General features: G+C 71.6%; 21 protein-coding genes and 3 tRNA genes. 11 read left to right on the forward strand and 13 right to left on the reverse strand.

Annotated elements, in window-relative coordinates; translation table 11 throughout:
- Window positions 1-24: 24 nt before the first annotated feature.
- From NOO62_RS13075 to NOO62_RS13085, 3 genes are all read right to left on the reverse strand, one after another.
- Window positions 25-1,983 carry an ABC transporter permease gene (locus NOO62_RS13075; protein ID WP_268771060.1) on the reverse strand — a complete coding sequence of 653 codons (1,959 nt, stop codon included), beginning with the start codon at window positions 1,981-1,983 and terminating at the stop codon, window positions 25-27.
- A gap of 7 nt (window positions 1,984-1,990) precedes the next feature.
- Window positions 1,991-2,788, reverse strand: a complete 798-nt coding sequence (modA, locus tag NOO62_RS13080; protein ID WP_268771061.1) for a molybdate ABC transporter substrate-binding protein — start codon at window positions 2,786-2,788, stop codon at window positions 1,991-1,993.
- Between the two features lie 83 nt (window positions 2,789-2,871).
- Window positions 2,872-3,282, reverse strand: a complete 411-nt coding sequence (locus tag NOO62_RS13085; protein ID WP_268775601.1) for a TOBE domain-containing protein — start codon at window positions 3,280-3,282, stop codon at window positions 2,872-2,874.
- 161 nt (window positions 3,283-3,443) lie between these two features.
- Here NOO62_RS13085 and NOO62_RS13090 point away from each other — a divergent pair, with 161 nt between their 5' ends.
- Entirely contained in the window at window positions 3,444-4,514 is a 1,071-nt protein-coding gene (locus NOO62_RS13090) for a YihY/virulence factor BrkB family protein (protein WP_268771062.1), read from the forward strand.
- 86 nt (window positions 4,515-4,600) lie between these two features.
- On the opposite strand, the gene NOO62_RS13095 is transcribed toward NOO62_RS13090, so the two are convergent.
- From NOO62_RS13095 to NOO62_RS13105, 3 genes are all read right to left on the reverse strand, one after another.
- Window positions 4,601-4,677, reverse strand: a tRNA-Ile gene (locus NOO62_RS13095).
- Between the two features lie 187 nt (window positions 4,678-4,864).
- A tRNA-Asn gene (locus NOO62_RS13100) sits at window positions 4,865-4,937 on the reverse strand.
- 5 nt (window positions 4,938-4,942) lie between these two features.
- Window positions 4,943-5,015: transfer RNA gene (locus NOO62_RS13105), tRNA-Asn, on the reverse strand.
- 192 nt (window positions 5,016-5,207) lie between these two features.
- Here NOO62_RS13105 and NOO62_RS13110 point away from each other — a divergent pair.
- The 4 genes from NOO62_RS13110 (at window position 5,208) to NOO62_RS13125 (ending at window position 10,852) form a co-directional block, all read left to right on the forward strand.
- Window positions 5,208-5,510 (forward strand): YtxH domain-containing protein, encoded by a 303-nt coding sequence (locus tag NOO62_RS13110; RefSeq protein ID WP_268771063.1) that lies wholly within the window; start codon window positions 5,208-5,210, stop codon window positions 5,508-5,510.
- A 66-nt stretch (window positions 5,511-5,576) separates the two neighbouring features.
- Complete coding sequence (locus tag NOO62_RS13115) at window positions 5,577-7,007, forward strand: xylulokinase (protein WP_268771064.1); 1,431 nt, start codon at window positions 5,577-5,579, stop codon at window positions 7,005-7,007.
- Between the two features lie 186 nt (window positions 7,008-7,193).
- Window positions 7,194-8,927 (forward strand): ABC transporter ATP-binding protein, encoded by a 1,734-nt coding sequence (locus NOO62_RS13120; protein ID WP_268771065.1) that lies wholly within the window; start codon window positions 7,194-7,196, stop codon window positions 8,925-8,927.
- 26 nt (window positions 8,928-8,953) lie between these two features.
- Window positions 8,954-10,852 carry an ABC transporter ATP-binding protein gene (locus NOO62_RS13125; protein ID WP_268771066.1) on the forward strand — a complete coding sequence of 633 codons (1,899 nt, stop codon included), beginning with the start codon at window positions 8,954-8,956 and terminating at the stop codon, window positions 10,850-10,852.
- 15 nt (window positions 10,853-10,867) lie between these two features.
- Here NOO62_RS13125 and NOO62_RS13130 read toward each other — a convergent pair whose 3' ends face one another.
- The 5 genes from NOO62_RS13130 to NOO62_RS13150 all read right to left on the reverse strand — a co-directional run bounded on the left by NOO62_RS13130 (window position 10,868) and on the right by NOO62_RS13150 (window position 17,962).
- A complete protein-coding gene (locus tag NOO62_RS13130) occupies window positions 10,868-12,163 on the reverse strand; it encodes a sigma-70 family RNA polymerase sigma factor (RefSeq protein ID WP_268771067.1) in 1,296 nt (431 codons plus the stop codon).
- 141 nt (window positions 12,164-12,304) lie between these two features.
- Window positions 12,305-14,203, reverse strand: a complete 1,899-nt coding sequence (gene dnaG / locus NOO62_RS13135) for a DNA primase (RefSeq protein ID WP_268771068.1) — start codon at window positions 14,201-14,203, stop codon at window positions 12,305-12,307.
- A 43-nt stretch (window positions 14,204-14,246) separates the two neighbouring features.
- Window positions 14,247-15,509, reverse strand: a complete 1,263-nt coding sequence (locus tag NOO62_RS13140; RefSeq protein ID WP_268771069.1) for an NAD(P)/FAD-dependent oxidoreductase — start codon at window positions 15,507-15,509, stop codon at window positions 14,247-14,249.
- 166 nt (window positions 15,510-15,675) lie between these two features.
- Window positions 15,676-16,986 carry a deoxyguanosinetriphosphate triphosphohydrolase gene (locus NOO62_RS13145; protein WP_268771070.1) on the reverse strand — a complete coding sequence of 437 codons (1,311 nt, stop codon included), beginning with the start codon at window positions 16,984-16,986 and terminating at the stop codon, window positions 15,676-15,678.
- Between the two features lie 61 nt (window positions 16,987-17,047).
- Window positions 17,048-17,962, reverse strand: coding sequence for a sirohydrochlorin chelatase (locus NOO62_RS13150; protein ID WP_268771072.1), 915 nt, complete (start codon window positions 17,960-17,962; stop codon window positions 17,048-17,050).
- Window positions 17,963-18,277: 315 nt separating this feature from the next.
- Between NOO62_RS13150 and NOO62_RS13155 the strand changes: the two genes are divergently transcribed.
- Window positions 18,278-18,979, forward strand: coding sequence for a vancomycin high temperature exclusion protein (locus tag NOO62_RS13155; protein WP_268775602.1), 702 nt, complete (start codon window positions 18,278-18,280; stop codon window positions 18,977-18,979).
- Between the two features lie 163 nt (window positions 18,980-19,142).
- Entirely contained in the window at window positions 19,143-21,275 is a 2,133-nt protein-coding gene (locus tag NOO62_RS13160) for a molybdopterin oxidoreductase family protein (protein WP_268771073.1), read from the forward strand.
- A gap of 58 nt (window positions 21,276-21,333) precedes the next feature.
- Here the strand turns inward: NOO62_RS13160 and NOO62_RS13165 are convergent, their stop codons facing one another.
- Both NOO62_RS13165 and NOO62_RS13170 read right to left on the reverse strand, forming a co-directional pair.
- On the reverse strand, window positions 21,334-21,624 hold the full coding sequence (locus NOO62_RS13165) for a DUF6355 family natural product biosynthesis protein (RefSeq protein WP_268771074.1): 291 nt from the start codon (window positions 21,622-21,624) through the stop codon (window positions 21,334-21,336).
- A gap of 107 nt (window positions 21,625-21,731) precedes the next feature.
- Complete coding sequence (locus NOO62_RS13170) at window positions 21,732-22,220, reverse strand: gamma-glutamylcyclotransferase family protein (protein WP_268771075.1); 489 nt, start codon at window positions 22,218-22,220, stop codon at window positions 21,732-21,734.
- 251 nt (window positions 22,221-22,471) lie between these two features.
- Here NOO62_RS13170 and NOO62_RS13175 point away from each other — a divergent pair, with 251 nt between their 5' ends.
- Genes NOO62_RS13175 through NOO62_RS13190 form a run of 4 tightly spaced genes read left to right on the forward strand, consistent with a single transcriptional unit; the run spans window position 22,472 to window position 25,957 of the window.
- Entirely contained in the window at window positions 22,472-23,215 is a 744-nt protein-coding gene (locus NOO62_RS13175; RefSeq protein ID WP_268771076.1) for a hypothetical protein, read from the forward strand.
- Window positions 23,215-24,513 (forward strand): sensor histidine kinase, encoded by a 1,299-nt coding sequence (locus NOO62_RS13180; protein ID WP_268771077.1) that lies wholly within the window; start codon window positions 23,215-23,217, stop codon window positions 24,511-24,513. Before NOO62_RS13175 ends, NOO62_RS13180 begins: the two co-directional genes overlap by 1 nt.
- A 50-nt stretch (window positions 24,514-24,563) precedes the next feature.
- The gene (gene soxR, locus NOO62_RS13185; RefSeq protein WP_268771078.1) at window positions 24,564-25,121 is read left to right on the forward strand and encodes a redox-sensitive transcriptional activator SoxR; all 558 of its coding nucleotides are present in this window, start codon (window positions 24,564-24,566) and stop codon (window positions 25,119-25,121) included.
- Window positions 25,118-25,957: an aminotransferase class IV gene (locus NOO62_RS13190; RefSeq protein ID WP_268771079.1), complete on the forward strand. Its 840-nt coding sequence runs from the start codon at window positions 25,118-25,120 to the stop codon at window positions 25,955-25,957. The genes soxR and NOO62_RS13190 overlap by 4 nt, the downstream gene beginning before the upstream one ends.
- Window positions 25,958-26,068: the final 111 nt, after the last annotated feature.

Raw genomic sequence — 26,068 nt, forward strand, 5'->3', positions numbered from 1 at the left:
GCCCGGCACGCGCCCTGGCGCGAGCTACAACCCCACCACCGAGACCTCCGTAGCCTTCACGCTCGTCCACACCTCGGCTCCCTCCACCAGCCCCAACTCCACCGCCGCCTGCGGAGTGATCTCGGCGACCAGGTCGGGCGCCTCACCCGAGGTGACGAGGACGCGCAGCCGACTGCCCGCCGTGGTGATCTCCCGTACCGTCCCCGGCCACACGTTGCGCGGGCTGCCCCCCGGCTTCTCGCAGTGCAGGGACACCGCCTCCGGCGCGATGACGGCGAGCGCCCGCGCGCCCTCCTCCAGCGGGTCGGCGACGACCAGGCGCCCCTCGCCCGCCAGCGCGAGCGTCCCGTCGGCGGCAGCGGTACCGGGCCAGGCGTTGCGGCCGAGCATGCGGGCCACCCAGGGCGAGCGCGGATGCCGGGTGACCTCGGCGGGCGGCGCGTCCTGCAACGTACGCCCTTCGTCGAGTACGAGGACCCGGTCGGCCAGCGACACCGCCTCGACGGGGTCGTGGGTGACGATGAGGCAGACGCCGCCGAAGCCGTCGAGGTGGCGGCGCAGGGTGTGCCGGACGTGGGCGCGGGTGGTCTGGTCGAGGGCGGCGAGCGGCTCGTCGAGGAGCAGCAGCCGGGGGCGGGCGGCCAGCGCACGCGCGAGGGCGACCCGCTGCGCCTGCCCTCCGGAGAGCTGCGCGGGCCGACGGTGGGCGAGGTGCCCGACGCCGAGCCGGTCGAGCCACGCCTGCGCCTCGCGCCGGGCATCGGCACGCCGTACGCCCTGCGCGCGCAGCCCGTACGCGGTGTTGCCGAGCGCGTTCAGGTGCGGGAAGAGCGCACCTTCCTGAGGCACCCAAGCCACCCCGCGCCGGTGCGGAGGCAGACCCGTGACGTCGCGTTCGCCGAGCCGAAGCTCCGCGTGGGCGCGCGGAGTGAGGCCGAGGAGGGCACGCAGCAGCGTCGTCTTGCCCGCGCCGTTGGGCCCGACGACGGCGATCGTGGTGCCGGGCCCGGCGTCGAGGGTGAGCTGGTTGTACCCGGTGACGTCGGCGTGCAGCCCCCACTTCTCGTCCGCCCCGGCGACCTCCACGGGCGGAGCGAACGCCCCCACCTGATCCTCCTCGCCGCCGCGCACAGGCTCCCGTACCCGCGCCGGACCGCCCCCCGCAGCCCCCGCGGTCCACCGCCCCCGCAACCCGACCAACACGGCCATGGCGATGGCGAGCAGCAACAACGACAACGAAGTCGCGGCCTCCGGCGAGTCCTGCAACAGCAGATACACCTGGAGGGGCAGGGTCTGCGTGGTCCCCGGCAGGTTGCCCGCGAAGGTGATCGTGGCGCCGAACTCACCGAGCGCCCGCGCCCAGGTCAGCGCGGCGCCGGCGGCGAGTCCGGGGGCGACCATCGGCAGGGTGACGGTGAGGAACACCCGTACCGGAGACGCCCCCAGCGACGCCGCGGTCTCCTCGAACCCGGGCCGCAACCCACCCAGCGCGCCCTCCAGACTGATCACGAGGAACGGCATCGCGACGAACGTCGCCGCGACCACCGCACCGGACGTATGGAAGGGCAGCACGATCCCGAAGGTGTCCTCCAGCCACGGCCCGAGCAGCCCGCGCCGCCCGAACCCGAGGAGCAGCGCGACACCGCCGACGGTCGGCGGCAGCACCATCGGCAGCAGCACGAGGGACCGTACGAGCGCCTTCCCCCGGAACTCCACCCGCGCGAGCAGCCAGGCCAGCGGCACTCCGAGGAGGAGCGAGAGCCCGAGGGCCCAGAGGGACACGAGCAGCGAGAGCCGCAGGGCCTGGGTGACCCCGGGAGTCGTCAGATGGCTCCCGAGGTCGCCCCACTCGGTCCGGGCGAGGATGCCGACGAGCGGCATGAGCAGGAACGCGACGGCGAGCGCCGCGGGCACGGCGAGCGTGAGCGGCGCGCGGAACCGCGCACGCGCTCGCGCGCGAGAACGAAGACGGGGCCGGTTCATTTACTTGTTACGGCTTCTGGAACCCGGCGTCCCGCAGCATCTTCTGTGCCTCGGGCGTGCTGAGCCACTTCACGAACGCGGCGGCGGCCTCGCCGTGCTCGGAGTTCTTGAGGGTCGCGGCGGGGTAGGAGGCGACGGCGTTCTGCGCGTCGGGAATCTCGACGGCGTCGACCTTGCCGGGGGCGGTGGCGGCATCGGTCTTGTACACGATCCCGGCATCGGCCTCCCCCAGCTCGACCTTGCTGAGCACGGACCGCACGTTGGCCTCCTTGGAGACCGGCTTGACGTCGACGCCCTGCTTGTCGAGGACCTGCTTGCTGTAACGCCCGACGGGCACGGTGTCATCGGCAAGAACGACCTTCAGCCCACTACGGGCAAGATCCTTGAGCCCCGCAACCTTCTCAGGATTGCCTTCCCGGGTGGCGATGACGAGCCGATTCCTGGCGATGACGGTGGGCTCGCCGGTCTCGCCCTTGAGCCCGTCCATGGTCTTGGTGTCGGCGGTGACGAGCACGTCGGCAGGCGCCCCCTGCTTGACCTGCGCGGCAAGCTCCTGCGACCCGGCGGCGGAGACGGTGATCTTCGTCCCCGGGTGCTCCTTCTCGTACGCCTTCTCAGCGGTGGCGAAAACATCGGTGAGGGAGGAAGCGGCAAGAACGGTAAGACTCACGTCCTTCTTCCCGTCACTGTCACCGTCGCTGTCACTGTCGCCCCCGCAGGCGGCGAGCGGAACGAGCAGCGCGGCGGTGACGGCAGCGGCGGCGGTACGGCGAACGGCGGTACGGCCGGTGAACTTCGGGGACATGGCACGGCTCCTAGCGAATGGAGAACACGACAAGCGACGCACTGAGGCACTTCTGAAGCACTACGGCACTACCCGGGCACTGCTCACGCACGGTCGATGTGAACGCTGGTGGACTTGACCCGAGCAGTGGCCTCCACGCCGACCTGGAGGCCGAGCTCCTCCACGGCCTCGCGGGTCAGCAGCGAGACGAGCCGGTGCGGCCCGGCCTGGATCTCGACCTGCGCGGCGACGTCACCGAGCTTCACGGCGGTGACGATCCCGGGAAAGGCGTTACGAGCAGAGGTATAAGAAACATCCTCGTCACCCCCACCGGCCCCCGCCCCCGCCCCCTGCCCGACCTCAACAGCGAACGCGGCAAGATCCCGCCCGTCGATGAGCCGCCGCCCGCCCTCATCCCGAAGCGTGGCGACCCGCCCGGCATCGGCCCAACGGCGAGCGGTGTCGGGACTGACCCCGAGCAGACGGGCGGCCTGCCCGATTGTGTAGGACTGCATATGCGACAAGATATCCGCGTTCACCTCGCATTTGTAAAAGTTGATGCGCATATCCATGGCAGATGCGCCTACGCGCCCCCGTACCTGGAGGAACCTCCAAGCCGCACCCCGCACCGCCCCGAGCAGGCATAGGCAGCCCGAACCGGAGAACTCGCCACGTCATGGCACTCTTCGACGAGGACAAGCACGCGCGGGACAAGCACACGCCGGACCAGCACACGCGGGACGAACCCGAACCCGCCCTCGGTACCGGTCCGGACCCGGAGGTCGAGCGGGCCGCGCCCGACGAGCCCACCGAACTGCCCGCCCGCTCCTGGTGGGCGGTCCTGCGGCGCACCGGCAAAGAGTTCATGGACGACGAGCTCCCCGACCGCGCCGCCGCCCTCACCTACTACGGCGTCCTGTCCCTCTTCCCCGCACTGCTGGTCCTCGTCTCGATCCTGGGCGTGATCGGCGAGTCGGCGACCCGCACGGTCCTGGACAACCTCCAGGACCTGGCGCCGGGCCCGGTACGGGATCTGCTCGGCGACTCCGTACGTCAGCTGCGGGACAGCAGCGGCACCAGCGGGGTGATGGCGATCGTCGGCCTGGTGCTCGCGGTCTGGTCGGCGTCCGGATACGTGGCGGCGTTCATCCGCACCTCCAACGCGGTCTACGACCTCCCCGAAGGCCGCCCGGTCTGGAAGCTGACCCCGCTCCGCATAGCCCTGACCGTGGTCCTGATGGTCCTGCTCGCCATCAGCGCGCTGATCGTCGTCTTCACGGGCCCACTGGCGGAACGCGCAGGTGACGCGATCGGCGTGGGCGACGCGGCGCTGACGGCGTGGTCCATCGCGAAGTGGCCGGTCCTGCTGGTCCTGGTGATTCTGATGATCGCCCTGCTCTTCTGGCGGGCCCCCAACGTCCGCGGCCCGGGCTTCCGCTGGCTGAGCCCCGGCAGCGCGGTGGCGGTCCTGCTCTGGCTGCTGGCCTCCGGCGGCTTCGCCCTGTACGTCGCCAACTTCGCCTCGTACAACAAGACGTACGGCACCCTCGCGGGCGTAGTCGTCTTCCTGATCTGGCTCTGGCTGTCGAACCTGGCGATCCTGCTGGGCCTGGAATTCGACGCGGAACTCGCCCGCCAGCGGGCGATCTCGGGCGGCATGCCGCCGGAGGAGGAGCCGTACGTGGAACCCCGCGACACCCGCAAATGGCCCCGCCGCCGCAAGGCGCGCGCGGCGCGGAGGGCCTAGGTGCCGCCCGGACTTCGCCCGAACGGGCGCCCCTCGGAGGTTTGCGCCGTTGACGCAGGTGGAAACGTTCCTGCGGCCTAGCGCTGTGGTGGGGCGGGTGGGACTCGAACCCACGGCCGACGGATTATGAGTCCGCTGCTCTAACCGGCTGAGCTACCGCCCCTAACGGCGCGTCGCGCACATTTGTGCGCGCCGTCTGCCGCAGCATAGCCGCTCATACGATCTCCTGCTTCGGATGGTCGGCTTCGCTCGACCATGAGGACCGCAGGGCTGCCCGGATGGTTCCATCAGGCGCGGAACACATACGAAAAAGGACCCCCGAGAGGCATCTCAGGGGTCCTTCGTCACAGCTCTCCCGACTGGACTCGAACCAGTAACCTGCCGGTTAACAGCCGGCTGCTCTGCCAATTGAGCTACAGGAGACCGAGCTCCCCCGACTGGACTCGAACCAGTAACCTGCCGGTTAACAGCCGGCTGCTCTGCCAATTGAGCTACAGGGGATCGTCTCGTTGCATCGAACGCACCTACCTGGGAACTCTCCGGGCGGCGCGCGCTCGCTGCGACACATACATTAGCGCAAGCAGGGGGGTGCTCCGCCAATCGGTATCCCCCGGTGGATCAGCAGGCGAGCGACAGACGCGTGACAGACGTGCGACAGACGTGCGAAGCCGACGCAAGTGAAGGGTGGCAGCCATGCGGTACCGGCTCACATTCGTGGCGGGACTGGCCCTCGGGTACGTGCTCGGAACCCGGGCCGGACGCGAGCGCTATGAGCAGTTGAGGAAGTCCGCCCGCGAGATCTCGCAGAACCCGGCCGTGCGCAACACCGTCGAGTCCGCGACGCAGCAGGGACGCGAGGTGGCGGGCAAGGCCTTCCAGACCGTCTCCGAGCGGGTCGGGGACAAGATGCCCGACTCGGTCGCCGAGCGCGTCCGGTCCCTGCGTGAGAAGGGGCAGGGAGGCGCCCAGGACGACTGGGGCACCAGCAACACCTAGCGAAGCGGATCACGGAGAGCGAACAGGGGTACGGGACACCGGCCCCCGTGCGGCAGAATTCCAGGCATGGGGATAGTCGCAGGGTTGGACAGTTCGCCCGATTTCACGCGCATCGTGGTCTGTGACACGGACACGGGTGCCGTACTGAAGCAGGGGTACGCCCCGCATCCGCTGGAGAACACCGAGGGCGGCGGGCGGCCCTCCGACGTGGATCCACAGGCCTGGCTGCTCTCCCTCGGCGAAGCCGCCGGGGGCGGGCTGCTCGAAGGCGTGCAGGCCATCGGCGTGTCCGCCCAGCAGAACGCGCTCGTACCGCTCGACCAGCACGGCAACACCGTGCGGCCCGCGCTCGTCGGCAACGACCGGCGGGCGCAGGTGGCCGCCGTCGACCTCATCGACGGACTCGGCGGCCGCGAGGCCTGGGCGCAGTCCGTCGGATGCGTGCCGCAGGCCCCGATGCCCGTCACCAAGCTGCGCTGGCTGGCGAAGAACGAGCCCGAGGCGGCGCGGCGCACCGCCGCTCTGCTGCAGGCGCCGGACTGGCTCGTGTGGCAGCTCCTCGGCCGGCCCGCCCGGCGTACGACCGACCGCGGCGGGGCCTCGGGCACCGGGTACTGGTCGGCGGCGAGCGGAACGTACCGCCCGGATCTCGTCGAGATGGCCCTCGGGCACCAGGCGATACTGCCCGAGGTGATCGGTCCCGCCGAAGCCGCGGGGACGACGCCCGAGGGGCTCCTGATATCGGCCGGTACGGGCGAGACGATGGCCGCCGCCTTCGGGCTCGGCGTCCAGCGGGGCGACGCCGTGGTGTCGCTCGGCGCGTCGGGCTCCGTGATGGCCGTGCACCACGAGGCGCTCGTCGACGCGGCCGGCAACATCACCTCCCTCGCGGACGCCACCGGCATGCACCTGCCGGTCGTCCACACCTCGAACGCCGTCCGCGTACTGCGCGGCTCCGCCGAGATGCTCGGGGTCGCCGACCTGGAAGAGCTCTCCGCGCTCGCCATGAAGTCGACGCCCGGCGCCCACGGCCTGGTCCTCCTCCCTTATCTGGAGGGTGAGAAGACGCCGAACCTGCCGCACGCCGCGGGGACTCTGACCGGGCTGCGGCGCGAGTCCATGAAGCCCGAGCACCTGGCGCGCGCCGCCTTCGAGGGCATGCTGTGCGGGCTCGGCGACGCGCTCGACGTCCTGCGGGGGCGCGGAGTGGAGGTCCGGCGCGTGTTCCTGCTGGGCGCCGCCGCCGAGCTGCCCGCCGTACAGGCCGCGGCTCCCATGCTGTTCGGTACGCAGGTCGTGGTGCCGCAGCCCGCGGACTACGCGGCGATCGGTGCGGCGCGGCAGGCCGCGTGGGCGCTGACCGGGCAACTGCCGTACTGGCAGGGGGCCGCCGCGCAGGTCTTCGAGCCGGGCGAGGAGCTCGCGGTGGGACAGGCGGTGCGGCAGCAGTACGCGACGGTGCGGGAGCAGTCCCACCCCGGGGCCTTCGCCGTATAGCCCGGCCGCGGCTCTCGTGATTCTTGAGTGAGGCCAGTTCTTGACCCGGGCTGAAATTTGACCGGGTCATGGGTTAATCGGTTGCACGGTCATGGGCCCGGTGTCGGAGTATGGGGGCGGCCTTGCCCGCCGCCCCCGCCTCGCCGACGCCCGACGCCCGACATCCGACTCCTCGAGAGACCGAGCGTGCTCATACGACTCCTGCGGACATACCTGCGTCCGTACCAGAAACCCATCGTCCTGCTGGTGCTGCTGCAGTTCCTGCAGACCTGCGCCGCGCTCTACCTGCCCAGCCTGAACGCCGACATCATCGACAACGGTGTCGTCGTGGGCGACACCGGCTACATCCTCGGCTTCGGCGGCATCATGATCGCCGTCACCGTCGTGCAGATGGTCTGCAACATCGGCGCCGTCTTCTACGGCGCACGCACCGCCGCCGCCCTCGGCCGCGACGTGCGGGCCGCCGTCTTCGACCGGGTGCAGTCGTTCTCGGCGCGCGAACTGGGGCAGTTCGGTGCCCCGTCGCTGATCACGCGGACGACCAACGACGTCCAGCAGGTGCAGATGCTGGTCCTCATGTCGTTCACGCTGATGGTGACCGCGCCCATCATGTGCGTCGGCGGCATCGTCATGGCGCTCGGCCAGGACGTGCCGCTCTCCACCGTCCTGGTCGCCGTCGTGCCCGTACTCGGCATCAGCGTCAGCCTCATCGTGCGGCGGCTGCGGCCCCTGTTCCGCACCATGCAGGTGCGGCTCGACACCGTGAACCGCGTGCTGCGCGAGCAGATCACCGGCAACCGCGTCATCCGCGCCTTCGTCCGTGACGACTTCGAGAAGGAGCGGTTCCGGAAGGCCAACGCCGACCTGACCGAGGTCTCCCTCGGCACCGGCAAGCTGCTCGCGCTGATGTTCCCGATCGTCATGACCGTCGTGAACATCTCGTCCATCGCGGTGGTCTGGTTCGGCGCGCACCGCATCGACAGCGGCGGCATGCAGATCGGCGCGCTCACCGCGTTCCTCGCCTATCTGATGCAGATCGTGATGTCCGTGATGATGGCCACCTTCATGTTCATGATGGTGCCGCGCGCGGAGGTCTGCGCCGAGCGCATCGAGGAGGTCCTGGACACCGAGAGCAGCGTGGTGCCCCCGGCCGCCCCGGTGCACGAACTGCGCAGCCACGGTCATCTGGAGATACGGGACGTCGGCTTCCGCTACCCCGGCGCCGAGGAGCCCGTCCTCAAATCCGTCCACGTGGTCGCGCGGCCCGGCGAGACGACCGCCGTGATCGGGTCGACCGGCAGCGGCAAGTCGACGCTGCTGAGCCTCGTACCGCGACTGATCGACGCGACGGAGGGCGAGGTCCTGGTCGGCGGCGTGGACGTGGCCACCATCGAGCCCGCGCTGCTCGCGAAGACGGTCGGCCTCGTGCCGCAGAAGCCGTATCTGTTCGCCGGGACCGTCGCGTCCAACCTGCGCTACGGAAACCCGGACGCCACCGACGACGAGCTCTGGCACGCGCTGGAGGTCGCGCAGGCCAAGGAGTTCGTCGAGGGGCTGGAGGAAGGGCTCGACGCACCCGTCTCGCAGGGCGGAACCAACGTCTCCGGTGGTCAGCGGCAGCGTCTGTCCATCGCGCGCACGCTCGTGCAGCGCCCGGAGATCTACCTCTTCGACGACTCGTTCTCCGCGCTCGACTACGCCACCGACGCCGCGCTGCGCTCCGCGCTCGGCCGGGAGACCGCGGAGGCGACCGTCGTCATCGTCGCCCAGCGCGTGTCGACGATCCGGGACGCCGACCGCATCGTGGTCCTCGACGAGGGCCGCGTCGTGGGCACTGGACGCCACAACGAGCTGATGGAGAGCAACGAGACCTACCGGGAGATCGTGCTCTCCCAGCTGACGGAAGCGGAGGCCGCGTAATGCCCCCTGGTGGCATCGGTGGACCCATGCCGGGTCCCGACTCCCGTTCGATGGACTTCAAGGGCTCGGGCAAGCGGCTGCTCGGGCACTTCCGGCCCGAGCGCGCCACGATGTACGCGATGCTCGTCGCCGGGGTCCTGAGCGTCGCCCTGTCCGTGGTCGGCCCCAAGATCCTCGGGCGCGCGACCGATCTGCTCTTCGCGGGCATCGTCGGCCGTGACATGCCCGAAGGCGTGACGAAGGAACAGGCCCTCGACCGGTTGCGCGACAAGGGCGACGGCGGCATGGCCGACATGCTCTCCGGCGTCGACTTCACGCCCGGCAAGGGCATCGACTTCGGCGCGGTCGGCGAGGTCCTGCTGCTCGCGCTCGGCACGTTCCTGGTGGCGGGCCTGCTGATGGCGGTGGCGACGCGTCTTTCGAACCGCGCCATCAACCGGACCGTCTTCCGGATGCGTGGCGACGTACAGGCGAAGCTTTCGCGGCTCCCGCTGTCGTACTTCGACAAGCGGCAGCGCGGCGAGGTGCTGAGCCGCGCCACGAACGATCTGGACAACCTCAACCAGACACTGCAGCAGACGATGGGCCAGCTCATCAACTCGCTGCTGACCATCATCGGCGTCCTGGTGATGATGTTCTGGGTGTCGCCGCTGCTCGCGCTGGTGGCTCTCGTGACGGTGCCGCTGTCGTTCTTCGTGGCGACGAAGGTCGGCAAGCGGTCGCAGCCGCAGTTCGTGCAGCAGTGGAAGACGACGGGCGCGCTCAACGCCCACGTGGAGGAGATGTACACCGGGCACACCCTGGTGAAGGTCTTCGGGCGCCAGGAGCAGTCGGCGAAGGCGTTCGCCGAGCAGAACGAGCAGCTGTACGAGGCGTCGTTCAAGGCGCAGTTCAACAGCGGTGTCATGCAGCCGTTGATGTTCTTCATCTCCAACCTGAACTACGTCCTGGTGGCCGTGGTGGGCGGGCTGCGGGTCGCCTCGGGGTCGCTGTCCATCGGTGACGTGCAGGCCTTCATCCAGTACTCGCGGCAGTTCTCGATGCCCCTGACACAGGTCGCCTCGATGGCGAATCTGGTGCAGTCGGGTGTCGCGTCCGCCGAGCGGATCTTCGAGGTCCTCGACGCGGAGGAGCAGGAGGCCGACCCGGTGCCCGGCGAGCGGCCCGAGAAGCCGCGCGGGCGCGTGGAGATGGCGCACGTCTCGTTCCGCTACGACAAGGACAAGCCGCTCATCGAGGACCTGTCGCTGGCCGTCGAGCCGGGCCACACCGTCGCCATCGTCGGGCCCACCGGCGCGGGCAAGACGACGCTGGTCAACCTGCTGATGCGGTTCTACGAGGTGACGGGCGGGCGGATCGCCCTGGACGGGGTCGACATCGCGGCGATGTCGCGCGACGAGCTGCGGTCCGGGATCGGCATGGTGCTCCAGGACACCTGGCTGTTCGGCGGCACCATCGCGGAGAACATCGCGTACGGCGCGCCGAAGGACGTCACGCGCGAGGAGATCGAGGAAGCGGCGCGCGCCGCCCACGCCGACCGCTTCGTACGTACGCTCCCCGACGGGTACGACACCGTCATCGACGACGACGGCACGGGTGTCAGCGCGGGCGAGAAGCAGCTCATCACCATCGCGCGGGCGTTCCTGTCCAACCCGGTGATCCTGGTCCTCGACGAGGCGACGAGCTCCGTCGACACCCGTACGGAGGTGCTCATCCAGAAGGCGATGGCGCGTCTCGCGCACGGGCGGACGTCGTTCGTCATCGCGCACCGGCTCTCCACGATCCGGGACGCGGACACGATTCTGGTGATGGAGAACGGGTCGATCGTCGAGCAGGGTTCGCACGACGACCTGCTGACGGCGGACGGGGCCTACGCGCGGTTGTACGCGGCCCAGTTCGCACAGGCCGTGGCCGAGGTGGACTAGGGCCTGTGTCGGACTTCAGTCCAGGTAGCCCCTGAGCTGGTCCGCGAAGGCGTGGTCCCGCAGCTTGTTGAGGGTCTTGGACTCGATCTGGCGGATGCGTTCGCGCGTCACGCCGAAGATCCGGCCGATCTCCTCCAGGGTGCGGGGCCTGCCGTCCGCGAGGCCGTAACGCAGCTGGACGACTTTGCGTTCGCGTTCGCCGAGCGTCGACAGGACGGCTTCCAGGTGCTCGCGGAGCAGCAGGAACGCCGCGGACTCCACGGGACTCGTGGCGTCGCCGTCCTCGATGAGGTCGCCGAGCGCGACGTCGTCCTCCTCGCCGACGGGCGCGTGCAGCGACACGGGTTCCTGGGCCAGGCGCAGGACTTCGCTGACACGCTCGTGCGGGAGGTCCAGGTGGGCGGCGACCTCTTCGGGCGTCGGCTCGTACCCCCGCTCCTGGAGCATGCGGCGCTGGACGCGTACGACCCGGTTGATGAGCTCCACGACATGCACGGGGACACGGATCGTGCGGGCCTGGTCCGCGAGGGCGCGGGACATGGCCTGGCGGATCCACCAGGTCGCGTACGTCGAGAACTTGTAGCCCCGGGCGTAGTCGAACTTCTCGACCGCCCTGATCAGGCCGAGGTTGCCCTCCTGTACGAGGTCGAGCATGGTGAGCCCGCGCCCCACGTACCGCTTGGCGACGGAGACGACCAGGCGGAGGTTGGCCTCGATGAGGCGGCGCTTGGCCATCCGGCCCATGACGACCAGCTTGTCGAGGTCCAGGGCGAGTTGGGAGTCCAGGTCGGGGGTGTTGCTCAGCTTCTCCTCCGCGAAGAGGCCGGCCTCCACGGCGCGGGCGAGTTCCACCTCCTCCGCGGCGGTGAGCAGCGGGATCCGCCCGATCTCGCGCAGGTACTGGCGGAACAGGTCGGAGGACGGGCCGCCGGTGTCGGCGCGGCTGCGGGGGGCGGGCAGCTCGATGGTCTCGGGGGCGAGGGCTTCGGGAGCGTCGGGGGTCTCGGGGACGTCCGGGGCCTCTTGGGCGTCGTCCCGCGCTGCCGAGGCCTCGGGGTGCCGGGTGGCTCGGCTCTGCGGCGGGACCGACTCCAGGACGTCCGTATCCGCATCCGCGCGCGGGGCGGTGTCGGTCTGGGTGAGGGTCTGGGTCTGCACGGGGGCGACCTCCAGGGTGATCGCATCTGAGGCGTGCGGCAACGGGAGAGGGACGACGGCCTCGCCGCTGTCCGTCCCGATCACGAATTGTGGAACCGCGGGGGTGTCGGACCCGCTGTCGGCGGGTCGGCCGCGCTCCGAGGACTCAGGCACCGGAACCCAGTGTGGGGTACGACACACGGCCGCCACGAGGGGCGTGCGGTGACTTTTTGAGTCCGGTCCGTAACCGCGTGGTTACCCGCCGGGTAACCCCGGTTCCGGGAACTCAACCGTCCGTGAGCCAGGTGAAGCGCCTCAGAGCGCGTCCGCGCCCCGCTCGCGGAGCGCCTGGCCGTACTGCTGCAGGACCCACAACTCGTTCTGTACGGCGCTCAGATGCTGCGGGTCGCCGCCCGCGCCGACGCGGGCGAGGGTGCCCTGGACATCACGGATGCGCCGGTCGACGGCGCGCAGCCGGACCTGCACGAGCTGGATGCCCGCGTACATCTCGTCGACGGTCTTGCGCAGGATCGCCTCGACGGCGAGCTCGGTGACCATCGCGCGGACCGCGTCGTCCGGCGCCGCCTCGCGGACCCGTACGAGGTACTCCTGCGGGTCCTGTGCTCCGTACTCCGTGCCGCCCGCCTCCTCGATGGCGCGGCGCACCGCGGCGTAGGGCGGGGCGGTGAATTCGTCCATGCCGTACGCGTCGAAGGCCGGGGAGACCAACTGCGGGTACTGCAGGGCCAGTTTGATCAGCTCGCGCTCGGTGCGGTGGGCGGGGCTGCGCAGGTTGAGCGCGGGGCCGCTGAAGCCCTGCGGCGCGGCGTCGTACCCCGGAGCGGAGCGCTGGGCGGCGGGGGCGGGGCCCCTGCCGCCGCGGTCGCGGGCCCAGCGGGCCAGCTGGGCGACGCGCTTGACGACGAACTGGGTGTCGAGGATGCCGAGCATCCCGGCGAGCTGCACGGCGACCTCGTGCTGCGCGCCGCTGTTCTTGATGCGGGCCACCACGGGGCCCGCCTCGTCCAGGGCGGCGGCGCGGCCCGCGGGCGTCTCCAGGTCGTACCGCGCGACGATCTGGCGCAGTGCGAACTCGAAGAGCGGTGTGCGCGGTTCGACGAGCTCGGCGACGGCCGCGTCGCCCTTGGCGAGCCGCAGGTCACAGGGGTCCATGCCGTCGGGGGCGACCGCGATGTACGTCTCCGCGGCGAACTTCTGGTCGTCCTCGAAGGCGCGCAGGGCGGCCTTCTGGCCCGCCGCGTCACCGTCGAAGGTGAAGATCACCCGGGCCGAGCCGTTGTCCATCAGGAGGCGGCGGAGGATCTTGATGTGGTCGCCGCCGAAGGCCGTGCCGCAGGTCGCGATGGCGGTGGTGATGCCGGCCAGGTGGCAGGCCATCACGTCCGTGTATCCCTCGACGACGACGGCGCGGCTGGACTTGGCGATCTCCTTCTTGGCCAGGTCGATGCCGTACAGGACCTGGGATTTCTTGTAGATCGCCGTCTCGGGCGTGTTCAGGTACTTCGGGCCGTTGTCGTCGTCGCGGAGCTTGCGCGCGCCGAAGCCCACCACGTCGCCGCCGATGTCGCGGATCGGCCACATGAGACGGCCGCGGAAGCGGTCGATGGGGCCGCGGCGGCCCTCCTGGGAGATGCCGGAGAGGGTGAGCTCCTTGTCGGTGAAGCCCTTGCCGCGCAGGAAGCGCGTGAGGTGGTCCCAGCCTGCCGGGCTGTACCCCACGCCGAAGTGCGCGGCCGCGGCCTGGTCGAAGCCGCGCTCGGCGAGGAACTTCCGGCCGATCTCGGCCTCGGGGCTCTCCAGCTGGTCCACGTAGAACTGCGCGGCGATCTTGTGGGCCTCGACGAGGCGGATCCGCTCGCCGCGCTGGTGCGCGGGGTTGTACCCACCCTCTTCGTAGCGCAGCGTGATGCCCGCCTGGGCGGCGAGGCGCTCGACCGTCTCCGAGAACGTGAGGTGGTCGATCTTCATCACGAAGGCGATCGTGTCGCCGCCTTCCTGGCAGCCGAAGCAGTGGAAGAGACCCTTGCTCGGGCTGACCTGGAAGGACGGGGACTTCTCGTCGTGGAAGGGGCACAGGCCCTTGAGGTTTCCGCCCCCCGCGTTGCGCAGCTGGAGGTAGTCGGAGACCACGGCGTCGATCGGGACCGCGTCCCGAACCGCCTTCACGTCTTCGTCATTGATCCTGCCTGCCACGTAGGAATACTACGGCTCGCCTGTGACACTCCTGCCCGGCCGGTCACCCCAGGAGCGACGCCAGGGGGGTCGACGGGTCCGCGAGGGCGTCCGCGTCGGGGCGTACGCCCTTGCGGATCAGCTGCTGGATGGGTTCCGTGACGTCCCACACATTCACGTTCATGCCCGCGAGGACCTGCCCCTCGCGCAGCCAGAACGCGATGAACTCCCGCTTGGCGGTGTCGCCGCGCACCACCACTTGGTCGTACGTCCCCGGGGGCGCCCAGCCCGAGTACTCCAGGCCGACGTCGTACTGGTCCGAGAAGAAGTACGGCACGCGGTCGTACGTGACGTCCTGGCCGAGCATCGCGCGCGCGGCGGCGGGGCCGCCGTTCAGGGCGTTGGCCCAGTGCTCGACGCGCAGGCTCGTGCCGAAGAGCGGGTGGCGGACGGCGGCCACGTCGCCCGCCGCGAAGATGTCGGGGTCGGAGGTGCGCAGTGACGCGTCGACGGCGATGCCGCCGCCGTCGGCGCGGTCGGCGAGGGCAAGGCCCGCGGACTCGGCGAGGGCCGTGCGGGGGGCCGCGCCGATGGCCGCGAGGACGTCGTGCGCCGGGTGCTCCTCGCCGTCGTCCGTGCGGGCGGCCAGGACCATGCCGTCCTGGCCGGCGATCTCGGTGAGCCGCGCGCCGAAGTGGAAGCGGACGCCGTGCTCGGCGTGCAGGTCGGCGAACATCTGGCCGACCTCGGGGCCGAGGACGGCGTGCAGCGGAGTCTGCTCGGCCTCGACGACGGTGACCTCCGCGCCGTACTCCCGAGCGGCCGCCGCGATCTCCAGGCCGATCCAGCCCGCGCCCGCGATCACCAGGTGGCCGTTGTCCCTGCCCAGGGAGGACAGGACGTTCCGGAGGCGGTCGGCGTGCGCGAGGCGGCGCAGGTGGTGGACGCCTGCGAGGCCGGTGCCCGGGACGTCGAGGCGGCGGGGCTCGGCGCCGGTGACCAGCAGGAGCTTGTCGTAGTGGATGACGGCGCCGTCGCCGAGGCGGACGCTCTTCGCCTCGCGGTCGATGGCGACGACGGTCTGGCCCAGGTGCAGTTCGACGTCCGCCTGCGCGTACCACCCCGGTTCGTGGACGAAGACGCTGTCGCGCTCCTCCTTGCCCAGGAGGTACCCCTTGGACAGGGGCGGGCGCTCGTAGGGGTGGTCACGCTCGTCGCCGATGAGGATCACCCGGCCGGTGAACCCTTCGGAGCGAAGCGTTTCGGCCGCCTTGGCGCCGGCCAGCCCTCCTCCGACAATGACGAACGTCTGATCCGCGTCGACCACTTGATGCCTCCTTGCCCGGGGTACCGGGGGTGTCCCCGGAAGAAATCAGTCTTGCCACACTTGCCAACTGGGCTTGCCGCCACTGGGAGCGTCCCGCACGCGGCGTGATGGGGGAAGGGGGCCCGCCCCCGACCATCCACATCACGTCACACCTTCTCAGGGCCTCTCAGGGCCTCGCGGTCAGGCGGGTGTGCAGGGCGCGGGCCGCGGCGTCCGTCAAGGACGCGATCTGGTCGATCACGACGCGCCGCGCGGCACGGTCGTCGGGCGCCTCGTCGAACAGCGCGCGGAACTGCGGGTCGAGTCCGTCGGGGGCGCGGGCGGTGAGCGCCTCGGCGAGCTCGGCGACGACGATGCGCTGGTCCGCGCGGAGCCGCTCCTGTGCGGGGCGCTGCATCACGTAGCGATCGGCCACGGCTTTGAGGACCGCGCACTCGTGCCGTGCCTCGCGGGGCACGACGAGCTCGGCGGCGTACCGCGTGAGAGGGCCCTTGCCGTACCGCACGCGCGTGGCCGTCTCCGCGGCCAGACAGAAGCGGCCGATGAGCTGACTGGTGGCGTCCTTCAACCGGGCCTGGGCGACGGCCGATCCGTCGTACCCGTGCGGCCACCACTCCTGCTCCAGGAGGCGGTCCAGGGCCTGGGCGAGCTCTTCGGGGTCGGTGTCCGCGGGAACGTACCGCCCCAGTGCCACGGCGTAGATGTCCTGGCGCTCGGGCTCGGCGTGCAGCGCGTTCGGGTCGATGTGCCCGGCGTGCAGGCCGTCCTCCAGGTCGTGGACCGAGTACGCGACGTCGTCCGACCAGTCCATGACCTGCGCCTCGAAGCAGGTGCGCTGTCCGGGGGCCTCTTTGCGGACCCAGTCGAAGACGGGACGGTCGTCTTCGTAGACACCGAATTTCACGGACGACGGGTCGGTGGGGTGCGAGCCGAGCGACCAGGGGTACTTGGTGGCGGCGTCCAGCGCGGCACGCGAGAGGTTGAGCCCCACGCTGACGAACTCGTCGGTGGCCTCCGAGCGGATGAAACGCTTCGGTTCGATGCGGGTCAGCAGCCTCAGCGACTGGGCGTTGCCCTCGAAACCGCCGCAGTCCTGCGCCACTTCGTTCAGCGCCTGCTCGCCGTTGTGCCCGAACGGCGGGTGGCCGAGGTCGTGGGAGAGACAGGCCGTCTCCACCAGGTCGGGGTCGCAGCCGAGCGCGGCACCGAGTTCGCGGCCCACCTGGGCGCACTCCAGGGAGTGCGTCAGACGCGTACGGGCACTGGCGTCCCAGGCCTGGCTGCGGGTGCCCGGCGTGACGACCTGCGTCTTGCCCGCGAGGCGGCGCAGGGCCGCGGAGTGCAGGACGCGCGCGCGGTCGCGCTGGAAGGCCGTGCGCCCCGGCCTCTTGTCGGGCTCGGCGGCCCACCGCTCCACGGCTGCTTCGTCATAGGCGCTGTACGCCTCGTATCGCGCGTTCGGTGCTGTGCCTTCCATGCACCGACAGTAGACGCAAGCACTGACAAACAGGGATCTGGCCTCATGGATTCGGCCTCCGTCAGACGCTGCTGAGGGTGCGTCGGAAGACTGCTGCGGGGGCGTTGCGTGCCTGGTCGTAGCGGAGGAGGACGAGGCGGGCGAGTGCGGCGTGGGGACCGAGGGGGGCCGCGGCGATCCAGGGGGCAGCGCCCGCGCTCTGGGTGGCGAAGCGGCCGGGCGCGGTGAAGTAGGAGGCGACTGCGGTACGCGTCCGCCCTTCCGCGGCCAGCGCCGCGAGCGCTTCCGGGACGCCGCGGGGGCAGGCCGGGGTGGGGGCGGCGTAGGCGGGGACGACGGGGACGCCGAGGCGGTCGGCGAGCAGCCCGGCGGCGGTCTCCGTGTCGGCGGCGGACTCCGGGTCGCGGGAGCCCGCGGCGGCGAGGACCACGGCGTGCCCGCGCCGCGCACCGGCTCCGGACCCGGCCCCGGCAGGCCGCTCGGGCCAGCCGGCCTGGACGAGCCGGGCGTGCAGCGTCTCGGCGAGCAGCGGGTGGGGGCCCAGCGGGGCGGCGACCCGGGTGCCGAGGTCGGGGAAGCGGGCGGCGGCCGCGGGGATGTCGCGCTTGACGTGCTGACCTCGGCCGAGGAGGAGGGGGACGAGGACGGCGTGGCCCGTGAGCTCGTGCAGCACCTCGGTGAGCAGGGGTTCGTTCAGCTCGATGTGGCCCAGCCGGACGGCGAGTCCGGGGCGCTGCTCGCGGACGCGCTCGGCGAGGGCCGTGACGGTGGTGAGGGCACGGGGGTCGCGGCTGCCGTGGGCGACGAGGACGAGGGTGGGGCGGGGGTCGCGGCGGGATGCGCGGCGGCGGGTGCCGTCGGGTGAGACGAGGCTGAGCTGGGTGCCGAGCTGGCTGGAAATGCGGTCCATGATCTGCGCCGTACTGTCGAGGTGAGTGCTGCCGGACTCGTCGCGAAGAGGGTTCGACGGCGTCATGAACCGAGGATGGCCGGGACGTGTTGCGGGGGCGTTGCGCGGCGGTGACGACTGTTTTCCCCGGGCTCACGGCGGGGGGCGGGGCGATGTCAGGGGCGGGTCGGGGTGGTGTGGGGGGCGGCGTGGGGGACGGTGTCGGGGGTGTTTCGGGGGCACGGGTCGCTGACGTGGTCGGCGGGGGCGGCTTACCGTTGAGGCATTGATCGGATCGGGGGAGATCCGGCGGGGCATGGGGGCGGATCACCGATGAACGGACGTGGGGACCGGACGGCGCGATGGGCGGCACGCTGGTCGGGGCGATGGGCGGGGCGGCGGATGGGGCGGCGGTTGGGGCGACTCCGCAGACCCGCGTGGCTGCGGCTGCCGCGCACGCGGAAGGAGCAGCGGCGGACGATACAGGCGGTGATGGCCCTGTGCGTGCTCGCGCTGCTGCCCGCGACCTGGCTGTTCGTGTCGACGGAGGACAAGATAGGAACGGTCGCGGAGGCGCCGCGCGCCCGCGTGGCCGTGGTCTTCGGCGCCGGACTGTGGCAGGGCGAGCCGTCGCCGTATCTGGCGCACCGGCTCGACGCGGCCGCGGAGTTGTACCGCACGGGCCGCATCGAGGTCGTGCTCGTCACGGGTGACAACAGCCGGGAGGAGTACGACGAGCCGGACGCCATGCGCACCTACCTGAAGAAGCACGGCGTCCCGGACCGACGGATAGTGAGCGACTACGCCGGGTTCGACACCTGGGACAGCTGCGTGCGCGCCAAGAAGATATTCGGCGTGGACCGGGCGGTGCTGGTCAGCCAGGGCTTCCACATACGCAGGGCGGTCGCGCTGTGCGACGCGGCGGGCGTCTCGTCGTACGGGGTCGCGGTGGACGCCAAGCACGACGAGACCTGGTACTACGGCGGGGCACGGGAGGTCCTCGCGGCGGGCAAGGCGGCGGTCGACGCGGCGTTCCGACCGGACCCGCACTTCCTCGGGCCGCGGGAGCCCGGCGTGGCCCGGGCGCTGGACGCGCCGCGCTGAGGCACGGGCTGCTCGCGGCAGGCGGCGACCGGCCACCGGGAGGGCCCGCCTCACCGTGGGTGCCCGGCTCACAGTGAGGTGCGGTCCTCGCTGAGGTCGGCTTACCGCGTGCGTAACGCGATCGGGTCGGGGCGTGTAACAAGTCCGGTGGAGTCTGGACCGCATGCACTCCACGGCGACACCGGCGGCACCCGCGACACCCTCGACGTCCGCGACACCCGCGACCTCGACCCACTGTCCGTACTGCGCGCTGCAATGCGGGATGGACCTGGTCACGGGCCCCCAGGGGGTGGAGGTCGTGGAGCGGACCGGGTTCCCCGTGAACAAGGGGGCCCTGTGCGGCAAGGGGCGCACGGCACCCGCGGTGCTCTCCTCGCGGGTGCGGCTGACGGAGCCGCTCATCCGGTCCCGCGCCACGGGCGAGCTCACGCCGGCCACCTGGGAGGAGGCCCTCGACCGGATCTCCGACGAGCTGATCCGCACACGGACGGAGTACGGCGCGGACGCGTGCGGGGTGTTCGGCGGGGGCGGTCTGACCAACGAGAAGGCGTACGCGCTGGGCAAGTTCGCGAGGGTCGCGCTCGGCACGTCGCAGATCGACTACAACGGACGGTTCTGCATGTCGTCGGCCGCGGCCGCCGGTCAGCGGGCGTTCGGGCTCGACCGGGGGCTGCCGTTCCCGCTGGAGGACATCCCGCGCACCGGGTGCGTGATCCTCGTCGGGTCGAACCTCGCCGAGACGATGCCGCCCGCGCTGCGGTATCTGACGGAACTGCGGGAGAACGGCGGCACGTTGATCGTCGTGGACCCCCGGCGGACCCGGACCGCCGAGCAGGCGGACCTGCACCTGGCGCCGCGTCCCGGCACGGATCTCGCCCTGGCGCTCGGCCTGCTGCACCTGATCGTGGCGGAGGGCCGCACGGACGACGCGTTCATCGAGGAGCGGACGAGCGGCTGGGAGGAGGCAAGGGCGGCGGCGATGGCGCACTGGCCGGAGCACGTCGAGCGGATCACGGGTGTGGCGGTGCCCCAACTGCGGGACGCCGTGCGGCTCTTCTGCGGTGCCGACGCGGCGATGGTGCTGACCGCGCGCGGTCCCGAGCAGCACTCCAAGGGCACGGACACGGTGGGGGCATGGATCAACCTGTGCCTGGCCACGGGGAACGCCGGACGGCCGTTGTCCGGGTACGGGTGCCTGACGGGCCAGGGCAACGGGCAGGGCGGCCGGGAGCACGGGCAGAAGGCGGACCAGCTGCCCGGTTACCGGAAGCTGACCGACCCGGCGGCGCGGGCCCATGTGGCGGGGGTATGGGGAGTGGACCCGGACTCCCTGCCGGGCCCGGGCAGGTCGGCGTACGAGCTGCTGGACGCGTTGGGCGGGGACATCAAGTCGCTGCTCCTGATGGGGTCCAACCCGGTCGTCTCCGCGCCGCGGGCCGCGCATGTGGAGGAGCGGCTGCGGTCGCTGGACTTCCTGGCGGTGGCGGACGTGGTGCTGTCCGAGACGGCGCGGCTGGCGGACGTGGTGCTGCCGGTGACGCAGTGGGCGGAGGAGACGGGGACGGTGACGAACCTGGAGGGGCGGGTGCTGCTGCGGCGGCGCGCGGTGGCGGCGCCGTCCGGGGTGCGCAGCGATCTCGACGTGCTGCACGGGCTCGCGGCGCGGCTCGGGCACGGAAAGGGGTTCCCTGCCGAGCCGGAGGAGGTCTTCGAGGAGCTTCGCCGGGCGAGCGCGGGCGGGCCCGCGGACTACTCGGGGATCAGCTACGAGCGGCTGAGGGAGGACGACGGGGAGGGGGTGTTCTGGCCGTGCCCGGCGGGTGTGGAAGGTGTGGCGGCCGAGGGGACGCCGCGGCTGTTCCTGGAGCGGTTCGCCACCGAGGACGGGCGGGCGCGGTTCGTGCCGGTGGTGCACCGGGACGCGGCGGAGGAGCCGGACGCGGAGTATCCGGTGCTGCTCACGACGGGACGGGTGCTCGCGCAGTACCAGTCCGGGGCCCAGACGCGGCGCGTCGACGAGCTCAACGCTGCGGCTCCGGGGCCCTTCGTGGAGCTGCATCCGCGGCTCGCCGCGCGTCTGGGGGTCGAGGAGGACGATTCGGTCGCCGTCGTCTCACGGCGCGGCCGGGCGGTGGTGCCGGCACGGGTGACGTCGGCGATCCGCGCCGACACGGTGTTCATGCCGTTCCACTGGCCGGGCGAGGGTCGCGCCAACACGCTGACGCATCCCGCGCTGGATCCCGTGTCGCGGATGCCGGAGTTCAAGGTGTGCGCGGTGCGGGTGGAGCGGGCGTGAGGCCCAGCGGAGCGGGCCCGGGGTGGAGGCCCGGGCCCGCGGCCGTACGGAGAGGAGGTCAGCAGGTGCGGCCGATGTACCAGGCGCCGTCCACGTCACCGGCCTTGCCGATCCAGGTGACGCCCGGGCCCACGCACCTGGTCGTGTTGGGGCCCCAGTCGTCGATCTCGATCAGGATCTTCGAGCCGTCGCTCGTGCAGTGGTTGTAGTAGGCGTCGGTGTGGGTCTCGTAGAAGCCGCATGGGTTCTGGATGGCCGCCGGGGAGGCGGAAGCCGAGGACGTCAGGGACATTCCGAGACCGAGGGCCAGGGCGCCGATGACGGCCGGGAGGGAACGACGAACGGGCATAGGGCGATTCCTTCAGGGACAGGGTGCTGACGCACCACCGCGCACACCAGCAGGTGTACACGCAGAGCTTGGCGTCGCTCACTTTGCGTAGTCGCGCCAACTCGCTCTCACGAGTGATTCAAGTCACCGGTTCGGGTGCGTGAGCGTTTGAGCTGCGTATTGCGGTGTGCGGCCCAGTCGCCGGTGCCTATGACCGAGCCGGAGGTGCGGAGCCCGGCGGCGATGCGCGGGGCCGCTACGTAGACCCAGGCGCGGACGGAGTTGCCGGTCCGGTCGAGTACGTCGCGCACGACTCGTTCGTAGAGGTTGTGCGGGTCGCCCGGGGTGTACTCCTCCAGGAGGTCCAGGGCGGCGAGGAGGGGGGCGTAGGCGGTGGGGAGTGCGGTCAGGAGTTCGCCGTGGACGGGGCCCTTGCCGGGGTGCTCGACGGCGTACGGGTAGCCGGGACCGTCGTAGAGGAGCGCGTCCGGCAGGAGGGCGGGCTTCTCCGTCGCGGTCCTGCCGTGCAGGTGGACGGCGTGGTTGGGCTCGCCCGGGCGCAGCGTGCCGTACACGAAGAACGGCAGCCGGGGCGTACCGAGTTCGTCGTCGCTCATACGGCGATTGTCCACAGTCGCGCGGCGAAGGCTCCGTGCGGGGCGTGCCGGGGGGGCCGGGCCGAGCGGCCTGGGCTTAGGTCCCGTGCGTCCAGGTTTCAGCGAGCTTAGGGGTAGTTGTTACACAACCTCCTGTTTTCCGTGATGGAGGGTTCCTACCTTCGAAAGCGGTGGCCGGTCCCCCTGCCGAATCCCCGGCGCAGCCCTGGACCGGCCACCACCAGCGCCCCCCACGTGACGGTCAGCCACCCATGAATCCGATGCCCCGCCGCCTGCTCCTGCCGGGCGCCGCCCTCTTCGCCGTACTGGCGGCCCTCGTGCTGACGGGGTGTGCCGGTACGGACGGTCTCGGGCACGGCGATTCCGCGCCGTCCGTCTCCGTGCAGCCGCGCCCGGAGGCGGTCTGGCCCGCCTGGGCCGGCCGGACATCGCGGGCGCCCGGCGCCGAGGCGTCCACGCGCCAGCCGCCCCCGCGGCCGTTGCGCGGCGTGGAGGTGGGTTCGGGCGGGCTCGCCTCGATGGACGTCCACGCGATCCTGCGGGCCGACCCCCGCACGAGACCGCTCGCCGACCGCGGGATGATCGACCGCCCGGGGCGGGCCGGGATACGGCCGCCGATGTTCCTCGACCTCACCGGCGACAAGAAGCCGGACATGCTCGTGGCCGCCGATACGGAGAGCGGCCGGTCGATCCTCGTCGTCTACACGGAGCGCGGCGGCAAGATCTACCCGATCCTGTTCACCTCCGGCAGGAGCGTGAGCGTGGAGACGGTCGGCCCCGATCTGCTGGTGCGCACGCCGTGCTCCGAGGGCGGCGAGCAGGCGGTCCGCTTCCACTGGGACGGCGCGCGGATGTCCACGGTCAGCGACATCAAGAACTACAAGCGGTCGCCCCGGCCCAGTTCCGACGGCGTCTCCAGCGGGTCGCCCTCCGATTCACCCTCCGACTCCTCCTCCGACTCGCCCTCCGGCTCCCCTTCCCCATGGGGCCCTTGATGGCGCGCAGGCCCGGGACCCGGGTCCGTGCCGCGCTCAACAGTCTCGGGCTGCGCTGGAAGATCGCCGCGCTGCTCGCCGTGGGCTGCGCGGTCGTCGCCATCGCCATCGGGCTGCTCGTCCACCACGCGCGGCTCGACCAGATCTCGTCGGGCGCCCGTTCCGGTGCGATCGCCCAACTCGTGCGCGTACGGCAGCTCTACGAGCTGACGGGACAGGTCGACCAGGCCGACACGGACGCCGGTGTCGACGACCCGCAGGTGCCCGCGGCGCTGCGCAGGGCCGCGTTGGCCGGGCAGCGCACCACCTACCTGGACATGACGTCGGACGATCCGTGCGTGTGGGCGGCGCGGCCGGTCGGCGACAACCCCCGCCACGTCCTGTCCATCCGCGAGCCGCTGCACGGACAGGCCGACGACATGGCCGACTTCGACCGGCAGCTGCTGGTTTCGGGTGCCGTCGTCGTCGGGCTCGCGGCGCTGGGCGGGGCCGGGCTTTCGAGCAGGCTGAGCCGCGAACTGCGTACCGCGGCGGCCATCGCGCGCCGCATCAGCCAGGGCGACCTCGACGCCCGCATCGACCATCCCCGCCCGCCGGGCACCCGGCACGGCAAGGACGAGGTGGCCGAACTCGCCACCGCCGTCGACACGATGGCCGCCTCCCTCCAGCAGCGCCTGGAAGCCGAGCAGCGCTTCACCGCCGACGTCGCCCACGAGCTGCGGACCCCGCTGACCGGACTGCACACGGCGGCCGAGCTGCTGCCGTCGAGCCGCCCGACCGAGCTCGTGCGCGACCGGGTCCGCGCCCTGCGCACCCTCACGGAGGATCTGCTCGAAGTGGCGCGCCTCGACGCGGAGGTGGAGAAGCCCGACCTGGTGGTGCATCCGCTGGGGCCGCTCGTCGAGGCGATCGCGGAACGCGCGGACGGGTCGGCGGCGGAGTTCACGGCGGTGGGTGCGGAGCGCGCGTACGACACGTTCGTCCGTACCGACGCGCGCCGACTGGAGCGCATCTTCACCAACCTCGTCGGCAACGCCCGTAAGCACGGCGGCGATCCGGTCGAGGTGCGGGTCGACGGCGTCGAGGTCACGATCCGCGACCACGGGCCCGGCTTCCCCGGCCACCTCCTCGACGACGGCCCGCGGCGCTTCCAGACCGGCGCGAGGGAGCGCGGCCAGGGCACCGGCCTCGGGCTGACCATCGCGTGCGGGCAGGCCCAGGTGATCGGCGCCCGCGTGGAGTTCTCCAACGCGGCGGACGGCGGGGCGGTGGCGGTGGTGCGCCTGCCCCGGGCGTGACCCGCGGCGGCTCCACACGGCCGCTTGCGCCCGCTCACTACGCTGACCGCATGACGCACCGCCTCGCACCGAAAGCCAAGGAAGCCACCATCGGCGAGCTCGCAGCGCGCAGCGGGGTCGCCCCCTCCGCCCTGCGGTTCTACGAGGCCGAAGGACTCATCAAGTCCCGCCGCACCTCCGGCAACCAGCGCCGCTACAGCCGCGACACCCTGCGCCGGGTCGCCTTCATCCGCACCTCGCAGCAGCTCGGCATGCCGCTCGCCACGATCCGCGAGGTGCTGGCGCTGCTCCCCGAGGACCGTACGCCGAACCGCGCGGACTGGGCGAGGATCTCGGAGTGCTGGCGCGAGGACCTCGACACCCGGATACGGACCCTCCAGCGGCTCCGCGACAACCTCACCGACTGCATCGGCTGCGGCTGCCTCTCCCTGTCCAGGTGCGCGCTGTCCAACACGTGGGACACGCTGGGGTCACGCGGCCCGGGCCCGCGGCGCCTCGTGGAGAAGGAGGTTCCGTGCGCGACCGGATCCTGCGGGGCGGCCGCTTCGGAGAACCAGGACGAAGCCGCTTCGGAGAGCGACCAGGAACAGGAAGACGTGTCCGTATGACCACCCCCGTCCCCTCCCCCGTCCCCGTCTCCGCCCTCACCCCCACCTCCGCTCTCGCGCAGCGCATCGAGGTCGACGGGCGGCCCGCGACCGCCGAGACCCTGCTGTGGCCGGCCCTCGTCCAGACCGGGCACTTCACCGCGATGCAGGTCAGGGGCGGCAAGGTGCGCGGCCTCGGCCTGCATCTGGCGCGGCTCGACACGGCCACGCGTGAGCTGTTCGGGCACGGGGTCGACGGGGAGCACGTGCGCGTGCTCGTCCGGCACATCCTGCGCGACGACATCTCCGACGCGTCCGTACGGGTCTACGTCCACGCCCCGGGCGGGCAGCCGTCCCACCTGGTCACCGTCCGGCCGCCCATGGAGCTGCCCGCCACGATGGAGGGCCGGGCACAGTCGCTGCGTTCCGTGGCGTATCAGCGGCCCTTCGCCCACATCAAGCACCTGGGCGGCTTCGCGCAGGCCCGCCACGCTGAGCTCGCGCGGGGCGACGGGTTCGACGAGGTGCTGCTCACCGGTCCCGGCGGGGAGGTCAGCGAGGGCGCGGTCACGAACATCGCCTTCTTCGACGGCACGGAGGTCGTCTGGCCGGACGCGCCGCACCTGGCAGGCATCACGATGCAGCTCGTCCGGTCGCGCCTGCCCGCCGCCGGGCTGCCCACCCGGCACGCTCCGGTGACCCTCGCGGACCTCCCCTCGTACAGGGCGGCCTTCGTCACGAACGCGTGGGGGGTACGGCCCGTGCGGCGGATCGACGACGTCGCGTACGGGGTCGACGAGCAGCTGATGGCGCGCGTGGCGGGGGCGTACGAGGACGTCCCGTGGGACACCGTCTGACGGCCGGAGTCACCACCGCGCCCGGTCGCACCACGCCCCAGGTCACCCATTCACAGCCGCGCCGCGCACCCTTCGAACACGGGCCCTCGGCACGCCGGTGACCTGCTGGAA

The organism is Streptomyces sp. Je 1-369 (genome assembly GCF_026810505.1).
Taxonomy (GTDB): Bacteria; Actinomycetota; Actinomycetes; order Streptomycetales; family Streptomycetaceae; genus Streptomyces.

Coding starts and splice junctions, on each gene's coding strand:
- NOO62_RS13115 (WP_268771064.1), top strand. CDS start 5,577: ATGGGGATAGTCGCAGGGTTGGACAGTTCGCCCGATTTCACGCGCATC.
- NOO62_RS13125 (WP_268771066.1), top strand. CDS start 8,954: ATGCCGGGTCCCGACTCCCGTTCGATGGACTTCAAGGGCTCGGGCAAG.
- NOO62_RS13090 (WP_268771062.1), top strand. CDS start 3,444: ATGGCACTCTTCGACGAGGACAAGCACGCGCGGGACAAGCACACGCCG.
- NOO62_RS13145 (WP_268771070.1), bottom strand. CDS start 16,986: ATGGAAGGCACAGCACCGAACGCGCGATACGAGGCGTACAGCGCCTAT.
- NOO62_RS13085 (WP_268775601.1), bottom strand. CDS start 3,282: ATGCAGTCCTACACAATCGGGCAGGCCGCCCGTCTGCTCGGGGTCAGT.
- NOO62_RS13165 (WP_268771074.1), bottom strand. CDS start 21,624: ATGCCCGTTCGTCGTTCCCTCCCGGCCGTCATCGGCGCCCTGGCCCTC.
- NOO62_RS13110 (WP_268771063.1), top strand. CDS start 5,208: ATGCGGTACCGGCTCACATTCGTGGCGGGACTGGCCCTCGGGTACGTG.
- NOO62_RS13180 (WP_268771077.1), top strand. CDS start 23,215: ATGGCGCGCAGGCCCGGGACCCGGGTCCGTGCCGCGCTCAACAGTCTC.
- NOO62_RS13075 (WP_268771060.1), bottom strand. CDS start 1,983: ATGAACCGGCCCCGTCTTCGTTCTCGCGCGCGAGCGCGTGCGCGGTTC.
- NOO62_RS13160 (WP_268771073.1), top strand. CDS start 19,143: ATGCACTCCACGGCGACACCGGCGGCACCCGCGACACCCTCGACGTCC.
- NOO62_RS13175 (WP_268771076.1), top strand. CDS start 22,472: ATGAATCCGATGCCCCGCCGCCTGCTCCTGCCGGGCGCCGCCCTCTTC.
- NOO62_RS13150 (WP_268771072.1), bottom strand. CDS start 17,962: ATGACGCCGTCGAACCCTCTTCGCGACGAGTCCGGCAGCACTCACCTC.
- NOO62_RS13190 (WP_268771079.1), top strand. CDS start 25,118: ATGACCACCCCCGTCCCCTCCCCCGTCCCCGTCTCCGCCCTCACCCCC.
- NOO62_RS13170 (WP_268771075.1), bottom strand. CDS start 22,220: ATGAGCGACGACGAACTCGGTACGCCCCGGCTGCCGTTCTTCGTGTAC.
- soxR (WP_268771078.1), top strand. CDS start 24,564: ATGACGCACCGCCTCGCACCGAAAGCCAAGGAAGCCACCATCGGCGAG.
- modA (WP_268771061.1), bottom strand. CDS start 2,788: ATGTCCCCGAAGTTCACCGGCCGTACCGCCGTTCGCCGTACCGCCGCC.
- NOO62_RS13155 (WP_268775602.1), top strand. CDS start 18,278: ATGGGGCGGCGGTTGGGGCGACTCCGCAGACCCGCGTGGCTGCGGCTG.